The sequence below is a fragment of the Synechococcus sp. SynAce01 genome, assembly GCF_001885215.1.
Classification (GTDB): Bacteria; Cyanobacteriota; Cyanobacteriia; order PCC-6307; family Cyanobiaceae; genus Regnicoccus; species Regnicoccus frigidus.
This window is the reverse complement of the sequence record NZ_CP018091.1, coordinates 1,868,445-1,883,490: the sequence shown is the minus strand read 5'-3', so window position 1 is coordinate 1,883,490 and position 15,046 is coordinate 1,868,445. Positions and strand designations below refer to the sequence as shown.

At 66.3% G+C, this 15,046-nt stretch carries 16 protein-coding genes and 1 tRNA gene; 6 read left to right on the top strand and 11 right to left on the bottom strand.

Annotated elements, in window-relative coordinates; genetic code table 11:
• Positions 1 to 278: 278 nt before the first annotated feature.
• The 3 genes from msrB to BM449_RS09865 form a co-directional block, all read right to left on the bottom strand.
• On the bottom strand, positions 279 to 698 hold the full coding sequence (gene msrB, locus BM449_RS09875; RefSeq protein WP_071801074.1) for a peptide-methionine (R)-S-oxide reductase MsrB: 420 nt from the start codon (positions 696 to 698) through the stop codon (positions 279 to 281).
• Positions 699 to 729: 31 nt separating this feature from the next.
• Positions 730 to 1,941, bottom strand: a complete 1,212-nt coding sequence (locus BM449_RS09870) for a glycosyl transferase (protein WP_233830629.1) — start codon at positions 1,939 to 1,941, stop codon at positions 730 to 732.
• 159 nt (positions 1,942 to 2,100) lie between these two features.
• Positions 2,101 to 2,182 (bottom strand) — tRNA-Leu (locus BM449_RS09865).
• 120 nt (positions 2,183 to 2,302) lie between these two features.
• Here BM449_RS09865 and accC point away from each other — a divergent pair.
• Complete coding sequence (accC, locus tag BM449_RS09860) at positions 2,303 to 3,652, top strand: acetyl-CoA carboxylase biotin carboxylase subunit (RefSeq protein ID WP_071801073.1); 1,350 nt, start codon at positions 2,303 to 2,305, stop codon at positions 3,650 to 3,652.
• Positions 3,653 to 3,676: 24 nt separating this feature from the next.
• Here the strand turns inward: accC and BM449_RS09855 are convergent, their stop codons facing one another.
• Entirely contained in the window at positions 3,677 to 4,003 is a 327-nt protein-coding gene (locus BM449_RS09855; RefSeq protein ID WP_071801072.1) for a YggT family protein, read from the bottom strand.
• A gap of 77 nt (positions 4,004 to 4,080) precedes the next feature.
• Here BM449_RS09855 and BM449_RS09850 point away from each other — a divergent pair, with 77 nt between their 5' ends.
• Positions 4,081 to 4,203 (top strand): photosystem II reaction center X protein, encoded by a 123-nt coding sequence (locus BM449_RS09850; RefSeq protein ID WP_071801071.1) that lies wholly within the window; start codon positions 4,081 to 4,083, stop codon positions 4,201 to 4,203.
• A gap of 108 nt (positions 4,204 to 4,311) precedes the next feature.
• Positions 4,312 to 5,268, top strand: coding sequence for a Ycf66 family protein (locus tag BM449_RS09845; RefSeq protein ID WP_071801070.1), 957 nt, complete (start codon positions 4,312 to 4,314; stop codon positions 5,266 to 5,268).
• A 21-nt stretch (positions 5,269 to 5,289) separates the two neighbouring features.
• On the opposite strand, the gene BM449_RS09840 is transcribed toward BM449_RS09845, so the two are convergent.
• The 3 genes from BM449_RS09840 to BM449_RS09830 are packed head-to-tail and all read right to left on the bottom strand — an operon-like array spanning position 5,290 to position 7,921.
• On the bottom strand, positions 5,290 to 5,499 hold the full coding sequence (locus BM449_RS09840; RefSeq protein WP_083544504.1) for a chlorophyll a/b-binding protein: 210 nt from the start codon (positions 5,497 to 5,499) through the stop codon (positions 5,290 to 5,292).
• Between the two features lie 3 nt (positions 5,500 to 5,502).
• The gene (locus tag BM449_RS09835) at positions 5,503 to 7,488 is read right to left on the bottom strand and encodes an ABC transporter ATP-binding protein/permease (protein WP_071801069.1); all 1,986 of its coding nucleotides are present in this window, start codon (positions 7,486 to 7,488) and stop codon (positions 5,503 to 5,505) included.
• A 58-nt stretch (positions 7,489 to 7,546) separates the two neighbouring features.
• Positions 7,547 to 7,921, bottom strand: a complete 375-nt coding sequence (locus tag BM449_RS09830; RefSeq protein WP_071801068.1) for a histidine triad nucleotide-binding protein — start codon at positions 7,919 to 7,921, stop codon at positions 7,547 to 7,549.
• Positions 7,922 to 7,986: 65 nt separating this feature from the next.
• Between BM449_RS09830 and BM449_RS09825 the strand changes: the two genes are divergently transcribed.
• Positions 7,987 to 9,543 carry a YifB family Mg chelatase-like AAA ATPase gene (locus tag BM449_RS09825; protein ID WP_071801067.1) on the top strand — a complete coding sequence of 519 codons (1,557 nt, stop codon included), beginning with the start codon at positions 7,987 to 7,989 and terminating at the stop codon, positions 9,541 to 9,543.
• 230 nt (positions 9,544 to 9,773) lie between these two features.
• Here BM449_RS09825 and rpsU read toward each other — a convergent pair whose 3' ends face one another.
• The 4 genes from rpsU to def form a co-directional block, all read right to left on the bottom strand.
• Positions 9,774 to 9,944 (bottom strand): 30S ribosomal protein S21, encoded by a 171-nt coding sequence (gene rpsU / locus BM449_RS09820; RefSeq protein WP_010304532.1) that lies wholly within the window; start codon positions 9,942 to 9,944, stop codon positions 9,774 to 9,776.
• A gap of 60 nt (positions 9,945 to 10,004) precedes the next feature.
• Positions 10,005 to 10,754: a DUF3747 domain-containing protein gene (locus BM449_RS09815; RefSeq protein ID WP_071802184.1), complete on the bottom strand. Its 750-nt coding sequence runs from the start codon at positions 10,752 to 10,754 to the stop codon at positions 10,005 to 10,007.
• A gap of 70 nt (positions 10,755 to 10,824) precedes the next feature.
• Complete coding sequence (locus BM449_RS09810) at positions 10,825 to 11,013, bottom strand: hypothetical protein (RefSeq protein ID WP_071801066.1); 189 nt, start codon at positions 11,011 to 11,013, stop codon at positions 10,825 to 10,827.
• A gap of 10 nt (positions 11,014 to 11,023) precedes the next feature.
• Positions 11,024 to 11,629 (bottom strand): peptide deformylase, encoded by a 606-nt coding sequence (gene def, locus BM449_RS09805; RefSeq protein ID WP_071801065.1) that lies wholly within the window; start codon positions 11,627 to 11,629, stop codon positions 11,024 to 11,026.
• A 54-nt stretch (positions 11,630 to 11,683) separates the two neighbouring features.
• Between def and BM449_RS09800 the strand changes: the two genes are divergently transcribed.
• Positions 11,684 to 13,630 carry a prolyl oligopeptidase family serine peptidase gene (locus tag BM449_RS09800; RefSeq protein ID WP_233830625.1) on the top strand — a complete coding sequence of 649 codons (1,947 nt, stop codon included), beginning with the start codon at positions 11,684 to 11,686 and terminating at the stop codon, positions 13,628 to 13,630.
• Positions 13,627 to 15,045 carry a sodium/glutamate symporter gene (locus BM449_RS09795; protein WP_071801064.1) on the top strand — a complete coding sequence of 473 codons (1,419 nt, stop codon included), beginning with the start codon at positions 13,627 to 13,629 and terminating at the stop codon, positions 15,043 to 15,045. Before BM449_RS09800 ends, BM449_RS09795 begins: the two co-directional genes overlap by 4 nt.
• Position 15,046 lies beyond the last annotated feature (1 nt).

Below are 15,046 nucleotides of genomic sequence, written 5' to 3'. Positions count from 1 at the left end.
CGGGCTCGATCCCGATCGCTTCGATTCACCGCTGCCGTCCCGGGCCAACGCCGCCAGGCCGCTCACTCCCAGGGCGTCCCAGCGGCCGCTTCCGCGCCGTCCGTCCCTGGATCGTCAGGAACCCCTGGATGTCGAACCGGAGCCCTACGCCGAACCGGCTCCATCCGTTGAGCCCGACTCAGACGGCGAAAGCCCGCAGGGGCAAGGCCGGCGCCCGGAGCCCTCGGGCTACGACGATCCCTGGTGAGCGAGGACAGCCACCACCAGAAGCGGCTCCATCAGGCCAGAGGTGCTTCTGAACCCTGGTCCGGCTTGAAGTTCAGCGATGCGGAATTGACGCAGTAACGCAGGCCGCTCGGGGCAGGCCCGTCGTGGAAGAGGTGGCCCAGGTGGGCTTCGCAGCGCGCACAGCGGATTTCGGTGCGAACCATGCCGTGGCTGTGGTCTTCGATCGTGGTGATCGCCGCTGCATCGACACCGGCAAAAAAGCTGGGCCAGCCCGTGCCCGATTCGAACTTCGCCCCAGAACTGAACAGCTCAGCGCCGCAGCAGACGCACTGGTACTGACCGGCCTGCTTGTTGTTCCAGTAGAGGCCGGTGAAGGCCCGCTCGGTGCCGCCGCGGCGGGCCACCTCGAATTGCTCGGGGGTCAGCCGGGTGCGCCAGTCCTGGTCGCTGGGAGATTCAGGGCTGGCCATCGAAAGAGCGTCAGACGGGGAGAATCACAAACTAAGCCGAAGGCAGCAGCTCCTGCACCATCGCCGCCAGGGCCGCCACGGCGCCGGGTTGACCCCGCAGGCTGCGCAGATCCTCACGCTGGCCGCTCAGCCGCTCGGGATGGCCCAGCCAGTCGGCGGCTTCGCTGGCAATCTGCTCTGGGGTGATTGCCCCGACCCGCTCGGGCACCACGGCACGACCCGCCGCAATGTTCGGCCAGGCCAGGAAACCACTGGTCCGCATCCGCCAGGCCGTCAGTGCCACCCCGATCAGCCAGCGCAGCAACGGCAAGCGCGCGATCAGACCGAGCCAGCCATCCCAGGCCTGCATCACCTGCAGATGCTGGGTGGGCACCAACACGATCATCGGCACGGCCAGGGCACCGAGTTCGGCCGTGTTCGCTCCCACCGTGGTCAGGGCCAGGGCGCACTGGCTGAGGGCGGCGTGGGCCGGTTGCTGCTCGATCAGCAGGATGCGGGTGCCGGCGGGGGTTTCGATCCAGCGGCGCCGGTCGGGTCCTGGGGACGCCAACCGGGGCTCGCCGCTGCCGTAATGGGCCTGGATCGGATTGGTCGGCCCGCCGTAGCGAAGCAGCTCGACCACCGAGGTGGTGGGTGCCACCGGAAGCAGGAACTGGCAGCCGGGGCGCAAGGCCGCCAGCCGGTCGGCGGTATCGAGCAGAAACGGGACGCCCACCAGCAGCTTGGCCCGCTTCGAGCCCGGCAACAGGGCCACCCAATCGCCAGGCTCCAGCGAGGCTTCAGCCTGGGCTGCGGCGGAAAGATCGGCCATCAGGTCACCCACCACCTGGCAACGCGGCCGCCAACGCGGAGCCAGGCGCGAAGCGGCCTCCGCCCCCATCGCGGCGATCCGATCGTTCCAGCGCGGCCAGCGGGCCACCCACTCGGCGTAGGTGAGGTGGCGATAGCCCAGCCGGGCCGAGAGCAGCACGGTCCAGAACTGATCGCCGCCCAAAAACACCACCACCCCGCGGGCCGGCCAGGGGCCGTAGCGGCGTGGATTCCAGAGCAGGCGCCAGAACCGCCGCGCCGGCAAGGTGCGCTCAAACAAACCAAAGCCTTCAGCCACCTGCTGCTCCGCTCCCGTGGCATTCGGGCAGGGCACCAGCACCAGTTGCAGCCCAACAGAGGCCCCAGGCACCAGCGGCCGCAACGGCTGCAGTTGGTGGAGCTTTTCGGCCAGGGGCCGAACCCACGTGCTCAATTCACCAGGGCCGTTGCAGACCAGCACGATCGCGGCGTCGGCTGGCTGCCTCCAATCAGATGGCGGCCCAACAACGGACGACTGACCAACAACCGATGGCTGACTAGCAACAGACAGCGGCCTGGTCAAACGGTGCGTGAGCAGGTGCTTAAAGAAAAATGCGGATGGCGAGACTTGAACTCGCAAGGCCGAAGCCACACGCCCCTCAAACGTGCGTGTCTACCAATTCCACCACATCCGCGTGGCCATCAGAAGCAAAGCTCCCTCCGGCTGGTCAATATACCGATCGGCGGCACCGCCCCCGGAAGGGTCCAGCTGAGTCTTCACTGATACAGTCCGCAGCGGCAAAGATTCCCCCCGGATGCCCATCGGCAAGCTGCTGATCGCCAACCGCGGCGAAATCGCCCTGCGCATCCTGCGCACTTGTCGTGAGCTCGAAATCGCCACGGTGGCCGTGTACAGCACGGTCGATCGCAACGCGTTGCATGTCCAGCTGGCCGATGAAGCGGTCTGCATCGGCGAAGCCCCAAGCAGCAAGAGCTACCTCAACATTCCCAACATCATCGCGGCGGCGATTTCCCGCGGCGCCGATGCCATCCATCCCGGCTACGGCTTCCTGGCTGAAAACGATCGCTTCGCCGAGATCTGCATCGCCCACGGCCTCACCTTCGTGGGCCCGTCTGCCGAAGCGATCCGCGCCATGGGCGACAAGGCGACCGCCAAGACCACCATGCAACGGGTCGGGGTGCCGACGATCACCGGTAGTGACGGCCTGCTCAAGGATCCAGCCCATGCCGCCGCACTGGCTGAGGCCATGGGCTACCCAGTGATGATCAAGGCCACGGCCGGCGGTGGCGGCCGTGGCATGCGCCTGGTGCCAGGCCCAGACCAGCTCGACTCTTTGTTCAGGGCAGCCCAGGGCGAGGCGGAAGCAGCCTTTGGCAATCCGGGGCTCTACATCGAGAAATTCATCGACAGGCCCCGCCACATCGAGATTCAGGTGCTGGCCGACCGTCACGGCCATGTGATTCACCTCGGCGAACGCGACTGCTCGATTCAGCGCCGCCACCAGAAGTTGCTGGAAGAATCCCCCAGCCCGGCCCTGGATCCTGACCTGCGCCGCCGCATGGGTGAGGCCGCCATTGCCGCAGCCCGCAGCATCTCCTACGAGGGGGCGGGCACGGTGGAATTCCTGCTCGACCGCAGCGGCAACTTCTTCTTCATGGAGATGAACACCCGCATCCAGGTGGAGCATCCGGTCACCGAAATGGTGACGGGTGTGGACCTGATCGCCGAGCAACTGCGCATTGCCGGCGGCGAACCGCTCAGCCTGCGCCAGGAGGACATCCGGCTCTGGGGCCACGCGATCGAATGCCGCATCAACGCCGAGGATCCCCAGCACAATTTCCGGCCGGTGCCCGGGCAGATCACCGGTTGGCTCCCTCCCGGCGGACCGGGGGTCCGCGTCGACAGCCACGTCTACACCGGCTACGAAATCCCGCCCTTCTACGACTCCCTGATCGGCAAGTTGATCGTCTGGGGGCTCGACCGTGACGCGGCCCTGAAACGGATGCGGCGGGCCCTGACCGAATGCGCCATCACCGGCATCCCCACCACGGTCGAATTCCATCTCGCGCTGCTGGAGCGACCGGAGTTCCAGAGGGGCGATGTGCACACCAAATTTGTCGAGCAGGACATGCTCAACGCGTAGGGGCAGGGTTCCACCAACCAGGCCTCAGGCGAGCGCCTGGGCCCGCAGGGCCAGTTGGTTGAGCACCCCTTGCTGACCCACCAGCAGCTCCCTGAACAGGCTGATCAGGCCCACCCAGATCACCGGGGTCACGTCGACGCCACCGATCGGTTGCACAATGCGACGGGTGACCGCCAACAGCGGCTCGGTGGGACCACCAATGAAGCGCATGGGGCCCGTCTCCAGGTTGATCTGGGGATACCAGGTGAGCACGATCCGAAACAGGAACAGCAGGGTCCAGACCGCCAGCCCCACGCCCAGCACCAGGTTCAGGACTGGTAAAACGTGCAAAAGAACGGGGGCGGCCGTCACGAAGCCCTAAGCATGGGAGAAAGCATCGTAGGAAGCGGATCACCCATGCCTAGGATCTTCCGAGGTGTTCCAGAACCATGACTCCCTCTCTCGCCAATTTCCTCAGCAGCCTTGGTTGGGGAGCCGTGATCGTGGTGGTTCCCGTCACCCTGGCCCTGGTGCTGATCAGCCAGACCGACCAGGTCGACCGCAAGCTCTGAACCCGGTTGGCCAGGGTTGCGGCGGTTGGCTGCCAGGTCACTAAGCTATGACCACGGGTTCTCTTGACTGAGAACGTGATCATGGGTTCTGACTGAGGATTTCCAGACGTGGTTAATGCCAGCCTGAATTGGGCCAGCATCGTCGGCATCGTGTTGGCCGTCGGTGGGGCTTTTCTCTATTTCATGAGGAGCTTCAGGCCAGCCCTCGCCCGCGACTACGACGTCTTCTTCGCCGCCGTTGGTCTGCTCTGCGGCGGCATCCTGTTCTTTCAAGGGTGGCGCCTCGATCCAATCCTGCAGTTCGGGCAGTTTCTGCTGGCGGGCACCACGGTTTTCTTTGCCTACGAGAGCGTGCGTCTTCGCGGTGTCACCACCGAGCAAGCGCGCCGCTCCTCCTATTTCGACGACGACGAGCCGCTGCCGGAGCGCGACCGGATGGGTGGCAGCGAGTGGGCCGGCGGTCCCGATCGCCTCGATGAGCCCCAACCCCTGCGGAGGCGCATCCGCTCCCGCGAAACCGTTCCTCCCGACGACGACGAGTTTTATAGGCCCAGCCGTTCTCCCGAGCGCACGGCTATTCCCGAGCGGGCCGCCAGCCGCCGCTCCCGCAACGACGAAGATTGGAACGCCGAGCCTGCCCCTGCTGCGGGTGGCAGACCCGATCCCTACCCCCCATCGCCCAGAGCGTCCCGCTTCAGGGACTCCGCCTCTGCGGCCAACTCCAAGCCCAGCTTTGGCGAGAGGCGCCGCGACCGTGAGGCGCCCAGCGAGATTCGGCGCGGGAGCCGTCCGGTGGCCAGCAGCGAATCCATGCCCCGCTCCAGCCGCAGAGGCCCCGGTGCTGCTCCTTCGGGCTCTGCCATGCCCGCCTCGCCAGGTGTTCCCCAGGGCACTCCGATCCGTGGTGGAGCCAGCAGAAGCGGCAGCGTCACGGACGCTGACTACAAACCGATGAGCCCGTCGTCCGCAGGACGATCCTCAGCTCCTGGCCGTTCAGCACCGCCGGTCCCAGACCCAGCAGCAGCGCGTTCCTCCCGCGACAACAGCTCCCGCTTTGACGACTGAGCCGGATCCGATGAAGAGTTCCTAGGGCACCAATCCGGCCCAGTGCAGGAAAGTGTCGTGACTAAGGGTCTCGATCAGCAGCACTGAGGCGAAGCCGAGCATGGCGAAGCGGCCATTGACCCGCTCGGCGTAGGCACTCCAGCCGAAGGCCGGCACCTCGTGGGTCGTGGCACTCGAGGCGTTGGTCTGGCTGCTGGGGCTGGTCTTGCTGCTTGGACTCGGGGGCATCATGGTTTAGGCGTTGGTGAAGTCATAGTCGGCAGCAGGGATCTGCCGCCAGCCACCGTTGCCATCGAGCTCGAGAACGGTGTCGTGGAAGGCAGCGAGTGTGGGGCGGTGACCCACACTTACAAAGGCGATCTCCCGCTCGGTGAGCAAGGAGTAGAGGTGCTTTTCGGTGGTGACATCCAGTGCGCTGGTGGCCTCGTCGAGCACCACGAAGCGCGGTGAATTGAGCAACAGGCGGGCGAAAGCCAACCGCTGCTGCTCACCCAGCGAGAGGATGCGCTGCCAATCCTGGTTGATGTCGAGATCGGGATAGCGCCGCACCAGGTCGGGCAGGCAGACCTCCTCGAGCACACTGCGGAGGTGGGAATCACTGAAACGCCCAGGATCCTGTGGGTAGCAGAGCTGTTCGCGCAGGCTGCCGAGGATGAGATAGGGCTTCTGGGGGATGAACAACAGTTCGGCGATCGGCGGCCGACGAATCTCGCCGGCTGCTGCGGGCCAGAGTCCACTGATCAGGCGCAGGAAGGACGTTTTCCCGCAGCCGCTGGGGCCTACCACCAACAGGCGCTGATGGGCCGCCACCTCCAAGCTGATGTCGTGGATCAAGCAGCGATTGCTGCGCGGCGGCACCAGATCAGCATGGATCACTTCGATGGTCGGATTGTCATCGACGGCCACGCCGGCGGCATCGCCGCTTCCGGTTTGGGCCTGTGCATTGATTTCATCCACCGTGACCTGGAAACCCTCCAGGCGGCTGATGCTGGCGGAGAAGGCCGCGAGGCGATCGATGTTGTTGACGATATAGCTGACAGAGAAGAGCACCTGGCTGAAGGCAATGCTGGCCTGGCCGAACACGCCGAAATCAACCTCCCGAGCGAAATAGATCGGAGCGATCACCAGCCATGGCAAAAAGCGGGAGAAGTAGTCGTAGGAACGCTGGATCACCTGGATCATCGCTTCCCAGATGATCAGGCGGTCGTAGTTGACGATCGCCCCATTGAGCCGGCGGCCAGCCTCGCTGCCTTCCTGTTGCTCGCCCCGGTAAAAGGCGATCGACTCGGCGTTGTTACGGATGTGAACCAGTCCGTAGCGGAAATCAGCCTCCAGCTTGAGTTGCTTGTAGTTCAGCGACACCAGTTTGCGACTGGCGAAAACAATCAAGGTGGTGCCGACCACCGAGTAAACGAGCAGAAGGAGCGCCAGATTTCGGCTGATGCTCCAGAGCACGATCACAAAGCTCACAAAGGTGAGCAACGCGGCAATGATCTCCACCGTCACGCTCAAGCTGGTGCCGGTGAAGCTGGCGACGTCCTGGGAAATTCGCTGGTCTGGGTTGTCGATTTCCTCGTGGGATTCGTCGTTTGGATTGAGGATGTAATAGGCGCGGTTGGTGAGATAGCGGCCCAACAACCGGCTACTCAGCCATTCCCTCCAGAGCAGGCCCAGTTTGGGGATTAGATAACTCTGAATCGCCCGGATCGGCAAGGCCAGCAGCAGGCAGAAGGCATAGATCGCCACGATCTTCCAGAAACCTTCGCTGTCGTAAGCCACCAAGGCGTTATCGACATTGCGGGCAATGAAGCTGATCCCCACGTTGATGCCATTGATCACCAGGATCAGCAGGGCGATCACCCCCATCAACAGCCAGGGCAGCCAGCGCCCCTGGCGCAGCTTCGCCCGTTGGCTGCCAAACGCCAGCAGACCGGCGCCAAACAGCACCATGATCACCGCTCCGATCGGCCCCGACCAGATCGTGGCGATCCGTTCAGGAACGCCCGGCAAGAAGCGGTCGCGCAGACCCGGAATCAGGCTGCCGCTGGCCGCCACCACACCGGTGAGCAGCAGCAGGGTGACGCCCACCACAACGGTCAGCAGCGCCAGCACCAGCAGCAAAAACTGCCACGAACTGCTCTCCTCCAAGGGGAGGAAGTAAGGCTGGGCCAGGCGCTGCAGCTTGCCGAGCTGGTCGCGCAGTCCCCTCAGAACACCCATGAACCGATCCGTCTGACGCCATTGTCGCCGCTGGCGAGCCAGGCGGCGAGCGCAGGACTCAACCGGGCGGCCAGCTCAGGGGGCGGCCACCGATCACGTGCACATGCAGGTGGAACACGGTCTGGCCGGCCTCGGCGCCGGAATTGATCACGGTGCGCCAGCCGATCAGATCCTCCTGGCGGGCCACCTTGGCGGCGACCAGCAGCAGGTGGCCGAGCAGGGCCTCGTCGGCCTCCGCCGCGTCGGCCAGATTCACCAGCGCTTGGCGTGGGATCACCAGTACATGAACCGGGGCCTGGGGGTTCACATCCCGGAAGGCCAGGCAGCGATCGTCGGCATAGACCTGATCGCACGGAATCTCCCCGCGCAGGATGCGTCCAAAAATCGTGCTGTTTACGGCCTGATCAGAGGGAGCCGGGTCAGGGAAAGCCATGGCGCCGGTCTGGCGGGAGATGGGACAGGGGGGGAACCGGTGAAGGCCCCCTGGCTGTTGGCTCGATGTTGGCACGCTGCAGCAGCGCCTCCCTGCGCGGATTGGAAGCCGCCGAGGTGACCGTGGAAGTGGACATCGCCCCAGGTCTGCCGGGGCTTCAGGTGGTGGGGCTGGCCGATACCCCCGGCCGGGAATGCCGCGAGCGGGTCAGGGCCGCCTTGCGCAACAGCGGCTTCCGGGTGCCCCTGACCCGGGTGATCGTCAGCCTGGCGCCAGCGGAGCTGCGCAAGGAAGGGCCGGCCTTCGACCTGCCGATCGCGCTCGGCCTGCTGCTGGCCAGTGGCCAGCTGGCGCCGGAGCGCCTCGATGGGGTCTGGAGTGCCGGCGAACTGGGCCTTGACGGCAGCCTGCGGCCGGTGCGCGGGGTGATCGCCCTGGCCCTGGCGGCACGGCGCAGCGGCGCCCGGGCCCTTGTGGTGCCCGCTGCCAATGGGTCCGAAGCGCTGCTGGTCGAGGGTCTGACGGTCTGGCCGGCCGAGCGGCTTGATCAGGTGGAGGCGTTGCTGGCGGACCCGCGCCAGGCCAGTTGTTGCCCGTCGCCGCCAGCCATCAAGGCTCTGCCGCCGCCTGAGCTCGCCGATGTCAGGGGGCAGGAGCACGGACGCCGGGCCCTGGAAATCGCGGCGGCAGGGAACCACCACCTGCTGCTGGTGGGCCCGCCCGGAAGCGGCAAGACGATGCTGGCAAGGCGTCTTGCTGGCCTGCTGCCACCCCTTCCGCGCGCGGAAGCCCTGGAGCTGACCCAGGTGTATTCGGTGGGGGGGCTGCTGCGGCCCCACACGGCCCTGGTGGCGCAACGGCCGTTCCGCTCGCCCCACCACAGCTGCACGGGAGCAGCCCTGATCGGCGGCGGGTCGATTCCCCGGCCCGGTGAACTGTCACTGGCGCACCACGGCGTGCTGTTCCTCGATGAACTCACGGAATTTCGCCGGGAGGTGCTTGACCAGCTGCGCCAGCCCCTGGAGGAGGGCGAGGTGTGGATCAGCCGCAGCCGCGAGCGCAGCCGTTTCCCCTGCCGTGTGGCCCTTGTGGCCGCCACCAATCCCTGCCCCTGCGGCTGGTTCGGCGACCCGCAGCGGGCCTGCCGTTGCGGCGAAGCCCTCAGGCAGCGTTACTGGTCAAGGCTGTCTGGGCCCCTGCTCGATCGGATCGACCTGCAGGTGGTGATGCGACGCCTGGAAGCAGACGACCTGCTGGGTCCCGCCAGCCTAAGTCCAACCGCCCCGACAACCGCCCCGATCAGCAGGCCAGGAACCGCCACGGTGGCGCTCCTGGTGGCCGAGGCCCGGCAGCGGATGGTGGAGCGCAACCCCGGCGGCTGCGCCAACAGCGCCCTAAGCAGTGCCGACCTGCAACAGCACAGCCGGATCTCCACCGAGGGAATGGAGCTCTGGCGCCAAGCGATCAGGCAGCGGCGGCTCAGCGCCCGGGCCGCCGAGCGGCTGCTGCGAGTCGCGCGCACGATTGCTGATCTGGACAACGCTGAGGCCGTGGATCCAGCCCATTTGGCCGAAGCCCTCACCTACCGCTCGTTTGACCAGTGGCAAGCGAGCGACCCATGACAGACGGATTTTGGAAGCCAATCTGATCCAAGCCAAACAGCACCTGTCCCTGGGACGAAGCGCAGCGAGCGTGGGTCACAGCCTCGCCAATCCAGCGCATGAAGCGATTAAAAACAGCCATCAAAAGCGAGCCTCAAGAGGTTCTCCCAGTCTCGGTAGAACGTCTGAGGAGGCGTACCAGGTTTGTACCTGATCTGTTCTTGATCAGTGCCCCGAGCCACCGGCAAGGCTCAGCGACGACGACGGCGCTGCTGGGCCTTGCGCTTGTACTTCTCAACGGGGGTCTCGTGATGGCGCAGGCGCTTGAGGTCGGCAAAGATGCCCGCCTTGGACACCTGACGCTTGAAGCGGCGCAGGGCCGATTCAATTCCTTCGTTTTCGCCGACGGTGACCTGGGTCATGAACCACGCAGAGGGGCTTGAGATTGGTCAATGTAGCAACCACCGCCGCCTGACCCTGATTCAGGGAGCTGCCGGGGCCACCGGAGCTCCTACTGGGAGTGTCGATGGCACAGCTGGGGATGGCACGGTTGAAGGTGGAACTGCCGGGGGAGTCGTCAGAGCTTTGCTTCCATCTGGCCCTGCAGCGGCCCCGGGAGCTAACTCTGTGGTGGGCGGAACTTCGGTCTCAGTCTGGACATTCTCATCGCCTGGCCAGGTCTCGCGGTAGAGGTAAAGGTGGCCGAGGGCGCGATTGCCGAAGTGGCGCCGCATCAGCTTCCAGCCCGGCTCAGGGTTGAACAGCAGAAAACCTGGAGCCTGGCCATTGGTGCGGGCGACGATCATGTTGGGCCCTGGATTGTTCCGGGTCGGGGACGCCAGCAACACGTTGTCGTCACCGCTGCGCACCACGCTGATCCGGTACACCGTGCCGAGATCAGTCTCGCCGATGCGCAGTGAATAGCCGTTGGCATCGAGATAGCGGCTGCAGATGCCGCTGAAATCGAAGCTTCCCAGCAGCGGCTCCACTCTGGCCGGACTGTCCCCAGAACTGGCGAAGCAGGGGCGCCGGTCGTTGATCTGCTCATAGATGTTGAGCTGGGAGCGGCTGCCATCGCCAATCGGTGCCGCCACCAGGACGAAGCGCTCCTGCTCGACGTCGCGGGCAGCAAACAGGGCCTGGGCGCGGCTCGCCATCGGAGTGGCCATGGGGAAAGCCGAGGCCAACAAGGCCAGGCCTGCGAGACGGAGCGTGATGTGGGCCAATCGCATCGAGGCGCAGAGCAGCAAGGAGGGCCCGATCGTAGAAGTGCGCTCAGGAGCCGCCAGGGGGCCTGGACGATTAATTAAGACGAATTGCGACCAGCAGGCTGATCACCGTGCCAGGCAGAGCCGCACCAAGGATCAGCCGGGTTGTGGTGACGCCCAGGTCAGGATCGCCGTAAGAGAGCTCGAACACAGACCCGGTGGCCGCGATCCCGAGCAGGCAGGCCAGGGCCAGAAAAACTCCGGCAAGGGGTTTCATCGACATCGCAGCAGTCTCAGCGGAAGGAATGGACAGCGTCGCGAAGGAAGCCATGCTCCTGAAGTTCCTCGTTCAAGCTGAGCTCATCGGTGACCCGGTCCACGAAGAGAACACCGGTGAGATGGTCCATCTCGTGCTGAATGCAACGGCCAAGCAAGCCATCGGCCTTGATCCGGCGCGGACGGCCCTGTTCGTCACGGAAACTGACCTCATCGGCGCTGGGGCGCACCACCGAGAGATACACCCCGGGAATGCTCAAACAACCTTCCTCATAGGTTTCAAGCGAGGCGCTCGACGAGCCGATCTCCGGATTGATCAACACCAACGGCGGCGTGGCTTGGTTTTCCGGATCGAGATCGATCACCAGCAACTGCTTATGAACTCCCACCTGGGGAGCGGCCAGGCCGATGCCATGGGCGCTGTACATGCTGCGCAGCATGTTGCGAGCCAGTTCCCGCACCGAGTCGTCGACTTTGCTGATCCTCTTGGCCGGCTGCCGCAGGGTCTGGTCACCGAGGGTGCGGATGGTCAGAGGGGGAGAGTCGAGCACCTGCTTGGGTACCTGGACGCCACGGCTGGTCTGCTCCGCCTGGCGGGCCATTTTGGCGAAGCTACTGGCCAAGGCATCACCTGAAACGATGGGTTGATTCTAGGAGCCCATGGCAGCGGTAGAACATTGGGCAGACCGCTGATCGATGGGCCGCTGGCGGCAACAGCGGTGGTGGGGCGCAGCCCCGCGGTGATCGAGCCCCAGCTGCACCAGGGCGAGCTGTTCTGGCTGGAGCAAAGGCCCCAGGAGCGGGGGCGGTGCACCTTGCTGTGGCGCCGCAGTCCAGCGGAGCCGGCCATCGAGCTCACCCCCGGGGACTGGAACCTGCGCAGCCGCGTCCATGGCTTCGGCGGTGGTGCTTACGCGGTGGGATCCAGCCTGGTGGTGTTCAGCCAAGACGGCGACGGCTGCCTCTGGTGCCTGGAGCGGCCCGGGGGAAAGCGTTCTGAAGCGCCACAGCCACGAAGGCTTACTGCCGCGGCGGAGCGGAGCTTCGGCGATGGCCTGATCGACGAGCGCCGCGGCCGCTGGATCGGCGTGATGGAAGCCGCCGGTCGCGACCGGCTTGTGGCGGTGCCGCTGGCTGGCGGCGAGCCGCTGGTGTTGCATCCAGCCGCCGACTTCTGCTCTTCCCCGGTGCTCAGCCCATCGGGCAGCCATCTGGCCTGGCTGGAGTGGCAGCAGCCGTTCATGCCCTGGGAATCCAACCAGCTCTGGTGGGCAACCTTGGCAAGCGAAGGAAGCCTGGAGCAGGTTCATCCGATCGCCGGTACCGCTTCCAGATCCGGGGTCTGCTCGCTGTTCCAGCCGCTGTGGCTGCCCAATGGCGACTTGGTGGTGGCCAACGACCGCAGCGGCTGGTGGAACCTCGAACGGCTCGCCGGCGCCGAGCAACTGAAGCCGGCCCGGGAGCCCGCAGCGCCCCTGCCCTGGCAGCCGCTGCTGCCGATGGAGGCGGAATTCGCCATGCCCCAGTGGGTGGCCGGGATGCGCACCACCGCCTGGGATGGCCACAAGCTCGTCGCGGCCGCCTGCTTCGCCGGACAGTGGCGGCTGGGGGAGATCAAGCTGCCTGACGCTGGAATCGCGCCGGCGGGCGGAACCTGGCAGCCGATCGAGCTGCCCTTCGATGACCTGGCCGGACTCTGGGCCGAGAACGGCCGGCTGGTGGCCGTCGCCAGTGGCCCCAGCAGCGGCGCGGGCCTGCTGGAGCTCGACCTGGCCAGCCGGCGCTGGAGCCACCGGCCGGCCGCCATCACCAGCGGCGACAGCGCCCCCCCAGTTCTGACGCCAGCGCAGATCAGCCAGCCGCAGCCGCTCTGGTTCGCCGGCCACGGCGGCCAGCCCACCCACGCCTGGTACTACCCACCGATTGCTGGCCCCAATCCCAATTCACCCCTGTTGGTGAAGGGCCACAGTGGACCGACAGCCATGGCCCGCACCGGGTTGAATCTGCTGACACAGTTCTGGACCAGCCGTGGCTGGGGTGTGTTGGACGTCAACTACGGCGGCTCCACCGGCTTCGGGCGGGCCTACCGCCGGCGGCTCGACGGTCAGTGGGGCGTGGTCGATGTGGCCGACTGCGCCGCCGCCGCCGGCAGCGTGGTGGCCGCCGGCAAGGCCAGCGCCGCGCGGGTGGCGATTGAGGGGGGCAGTGCCGGCGGCTTCACCGTGCTGGCGGCGCTTTGTTTCACCGAAACCTTCAGCGCCGGCGCCTGCCGCTATGGCGTGGCCGATCTGGCCGCCCTGGCTCAAGACACCCACCGCTTCGAGGCCCACTACCTCGATGGGCTGGTCGGTCCGTGGCCGGAGGCGAAGGCGCTCTATGAGCAGCGCTCACCCCTGCTGCATGCCGATGCGATTCACTGCCCCGTGATCTTTTTCCAGGGTCTTCAGGACACCGTGGTGCCACCGGCTCAGACCGAGAAGATGGCCCTGGCACTGAGCAACAACGGCGTGCCGGTGGAGGTGCATCGCTTCAGCGAGGAAGGCCATGGCTTCCGCAGCGGGCCGGTGCAGGTGGAGGTTCTGGAGGCCACGGAGGCGTTCTTTCGCCGCCACTTCGCCCTGTGAGCGTTCCTGCAGCCTGGCTGGGGCCAGCCAGCGGATTCGGCTGGTTGCTGATCAGCACAGTCGACCTGGTGATCCTGCTGATCATCGGGCGCCTGATCGGCAGCCAGCTGGGCATGAAGCGCTGGGGTCTGCCGGAGGCCCTGCTCGCCGGTGCGCTGGGCTTGATCGTGGCGCCCAACGGCCCGCTGCCCCTGCTTCCCCCTGAGGTGATCGAGCTCTGGGGCCAGTTGCCCCTGCCCTTGCTCACCCTGGTGTTCGCCACCCTGCTGCTGAGCAAACCGTTGCCCAGGCTCGGGGGGCTGTGGCGACCGCTCTCCGGCCAGGTGCTGCTGTCGCTGACCATGGCCTTCGGCCAGTACCTGGTTGGCGGCCTGCTCGTGCTGCTGGTGCTGCAGCCCCTGCTGGGGATGAGCCCGATGCTGGCTTTGTTGATCGAGGTGGCCTACGAAGGCGGCCATGGCTCGGCTGCCGCCATGGGCCCCACCTACGAGCGTTTGGGGCTGGAAGGGGCGCAGGCCCTCGGCCTGGCGATGGCCACGCTGGGGCTGCTGTCCTCCACCGTGGTGGGCGGCCTGATCGTGGTGCTGGCCCGGGAGCGTCGCTGGCTCACCTTTGGCGACGCCCTGCCCCTGCAAGTTGCGCTGGAGTTGGTGGTTGAAGAAACGCCGCCGCTTGAGGCGATCCCCATCGATGCCCCACTGGAGGAAGGAACGGTGGAGGTGCCGGCCTTCTGGCAACAGGGGGCCGATGGGGCGGTGAATCTGGCCCTGGCCGGTGCGGCGGTGGTGCTGGGCTGGTTGCTGCTGCATGGCCTGCAATGGGGAGCCGACAAGAGCGGGGGCGTCTTTGCCCTGGTGATCGATGCCCTGCCGGTGTTCCCGCTGGCGCTGGTGGGTTCGCTGCTGGTGCGGCTGGTCCTGGAGACCAGCGGCCAGACCCGCTGGGTTTCCACCCCGTTCCAGAGCCAGACCGCCACGGTCTCGGCGGATCTGCTGATCACCGCGGCCACGGCCTGCCTGGAGCTGGGCCTGCTGCTGGCGGACTGGCTACCGCTGAGCCTGCTGGCCCTGGCCGGACTGCTCTGGAACCTGGCCGTGCTGCTGCTGCTGGCGCCGCGGATCCTGCCGCCCGATTGGTTCGAGCGGGGCATCCTCGAATTCGGCCAGGCCACGGGCGTGGCGGCGAGTGGGCTGCTGCTGCTGCGCATGGCCGACCCCGACGACCGCAGCGAGGCTGTGACGGCCTTCTCGATCAAACAGTTGCTGCTGCAGCCCCTGCTCGCCGGCGGCGTGATCACGGTGGTGGCGCCGCTGGTGGTGGACGGCTGGGGCCTTCAGGCCTGGACCGGCCTCTGCCTGGCCCTGGTGTCGCTCTGGATCGGCCTCGGCCTTTGGCTGCGGCGTGCTTTTGGCTGAG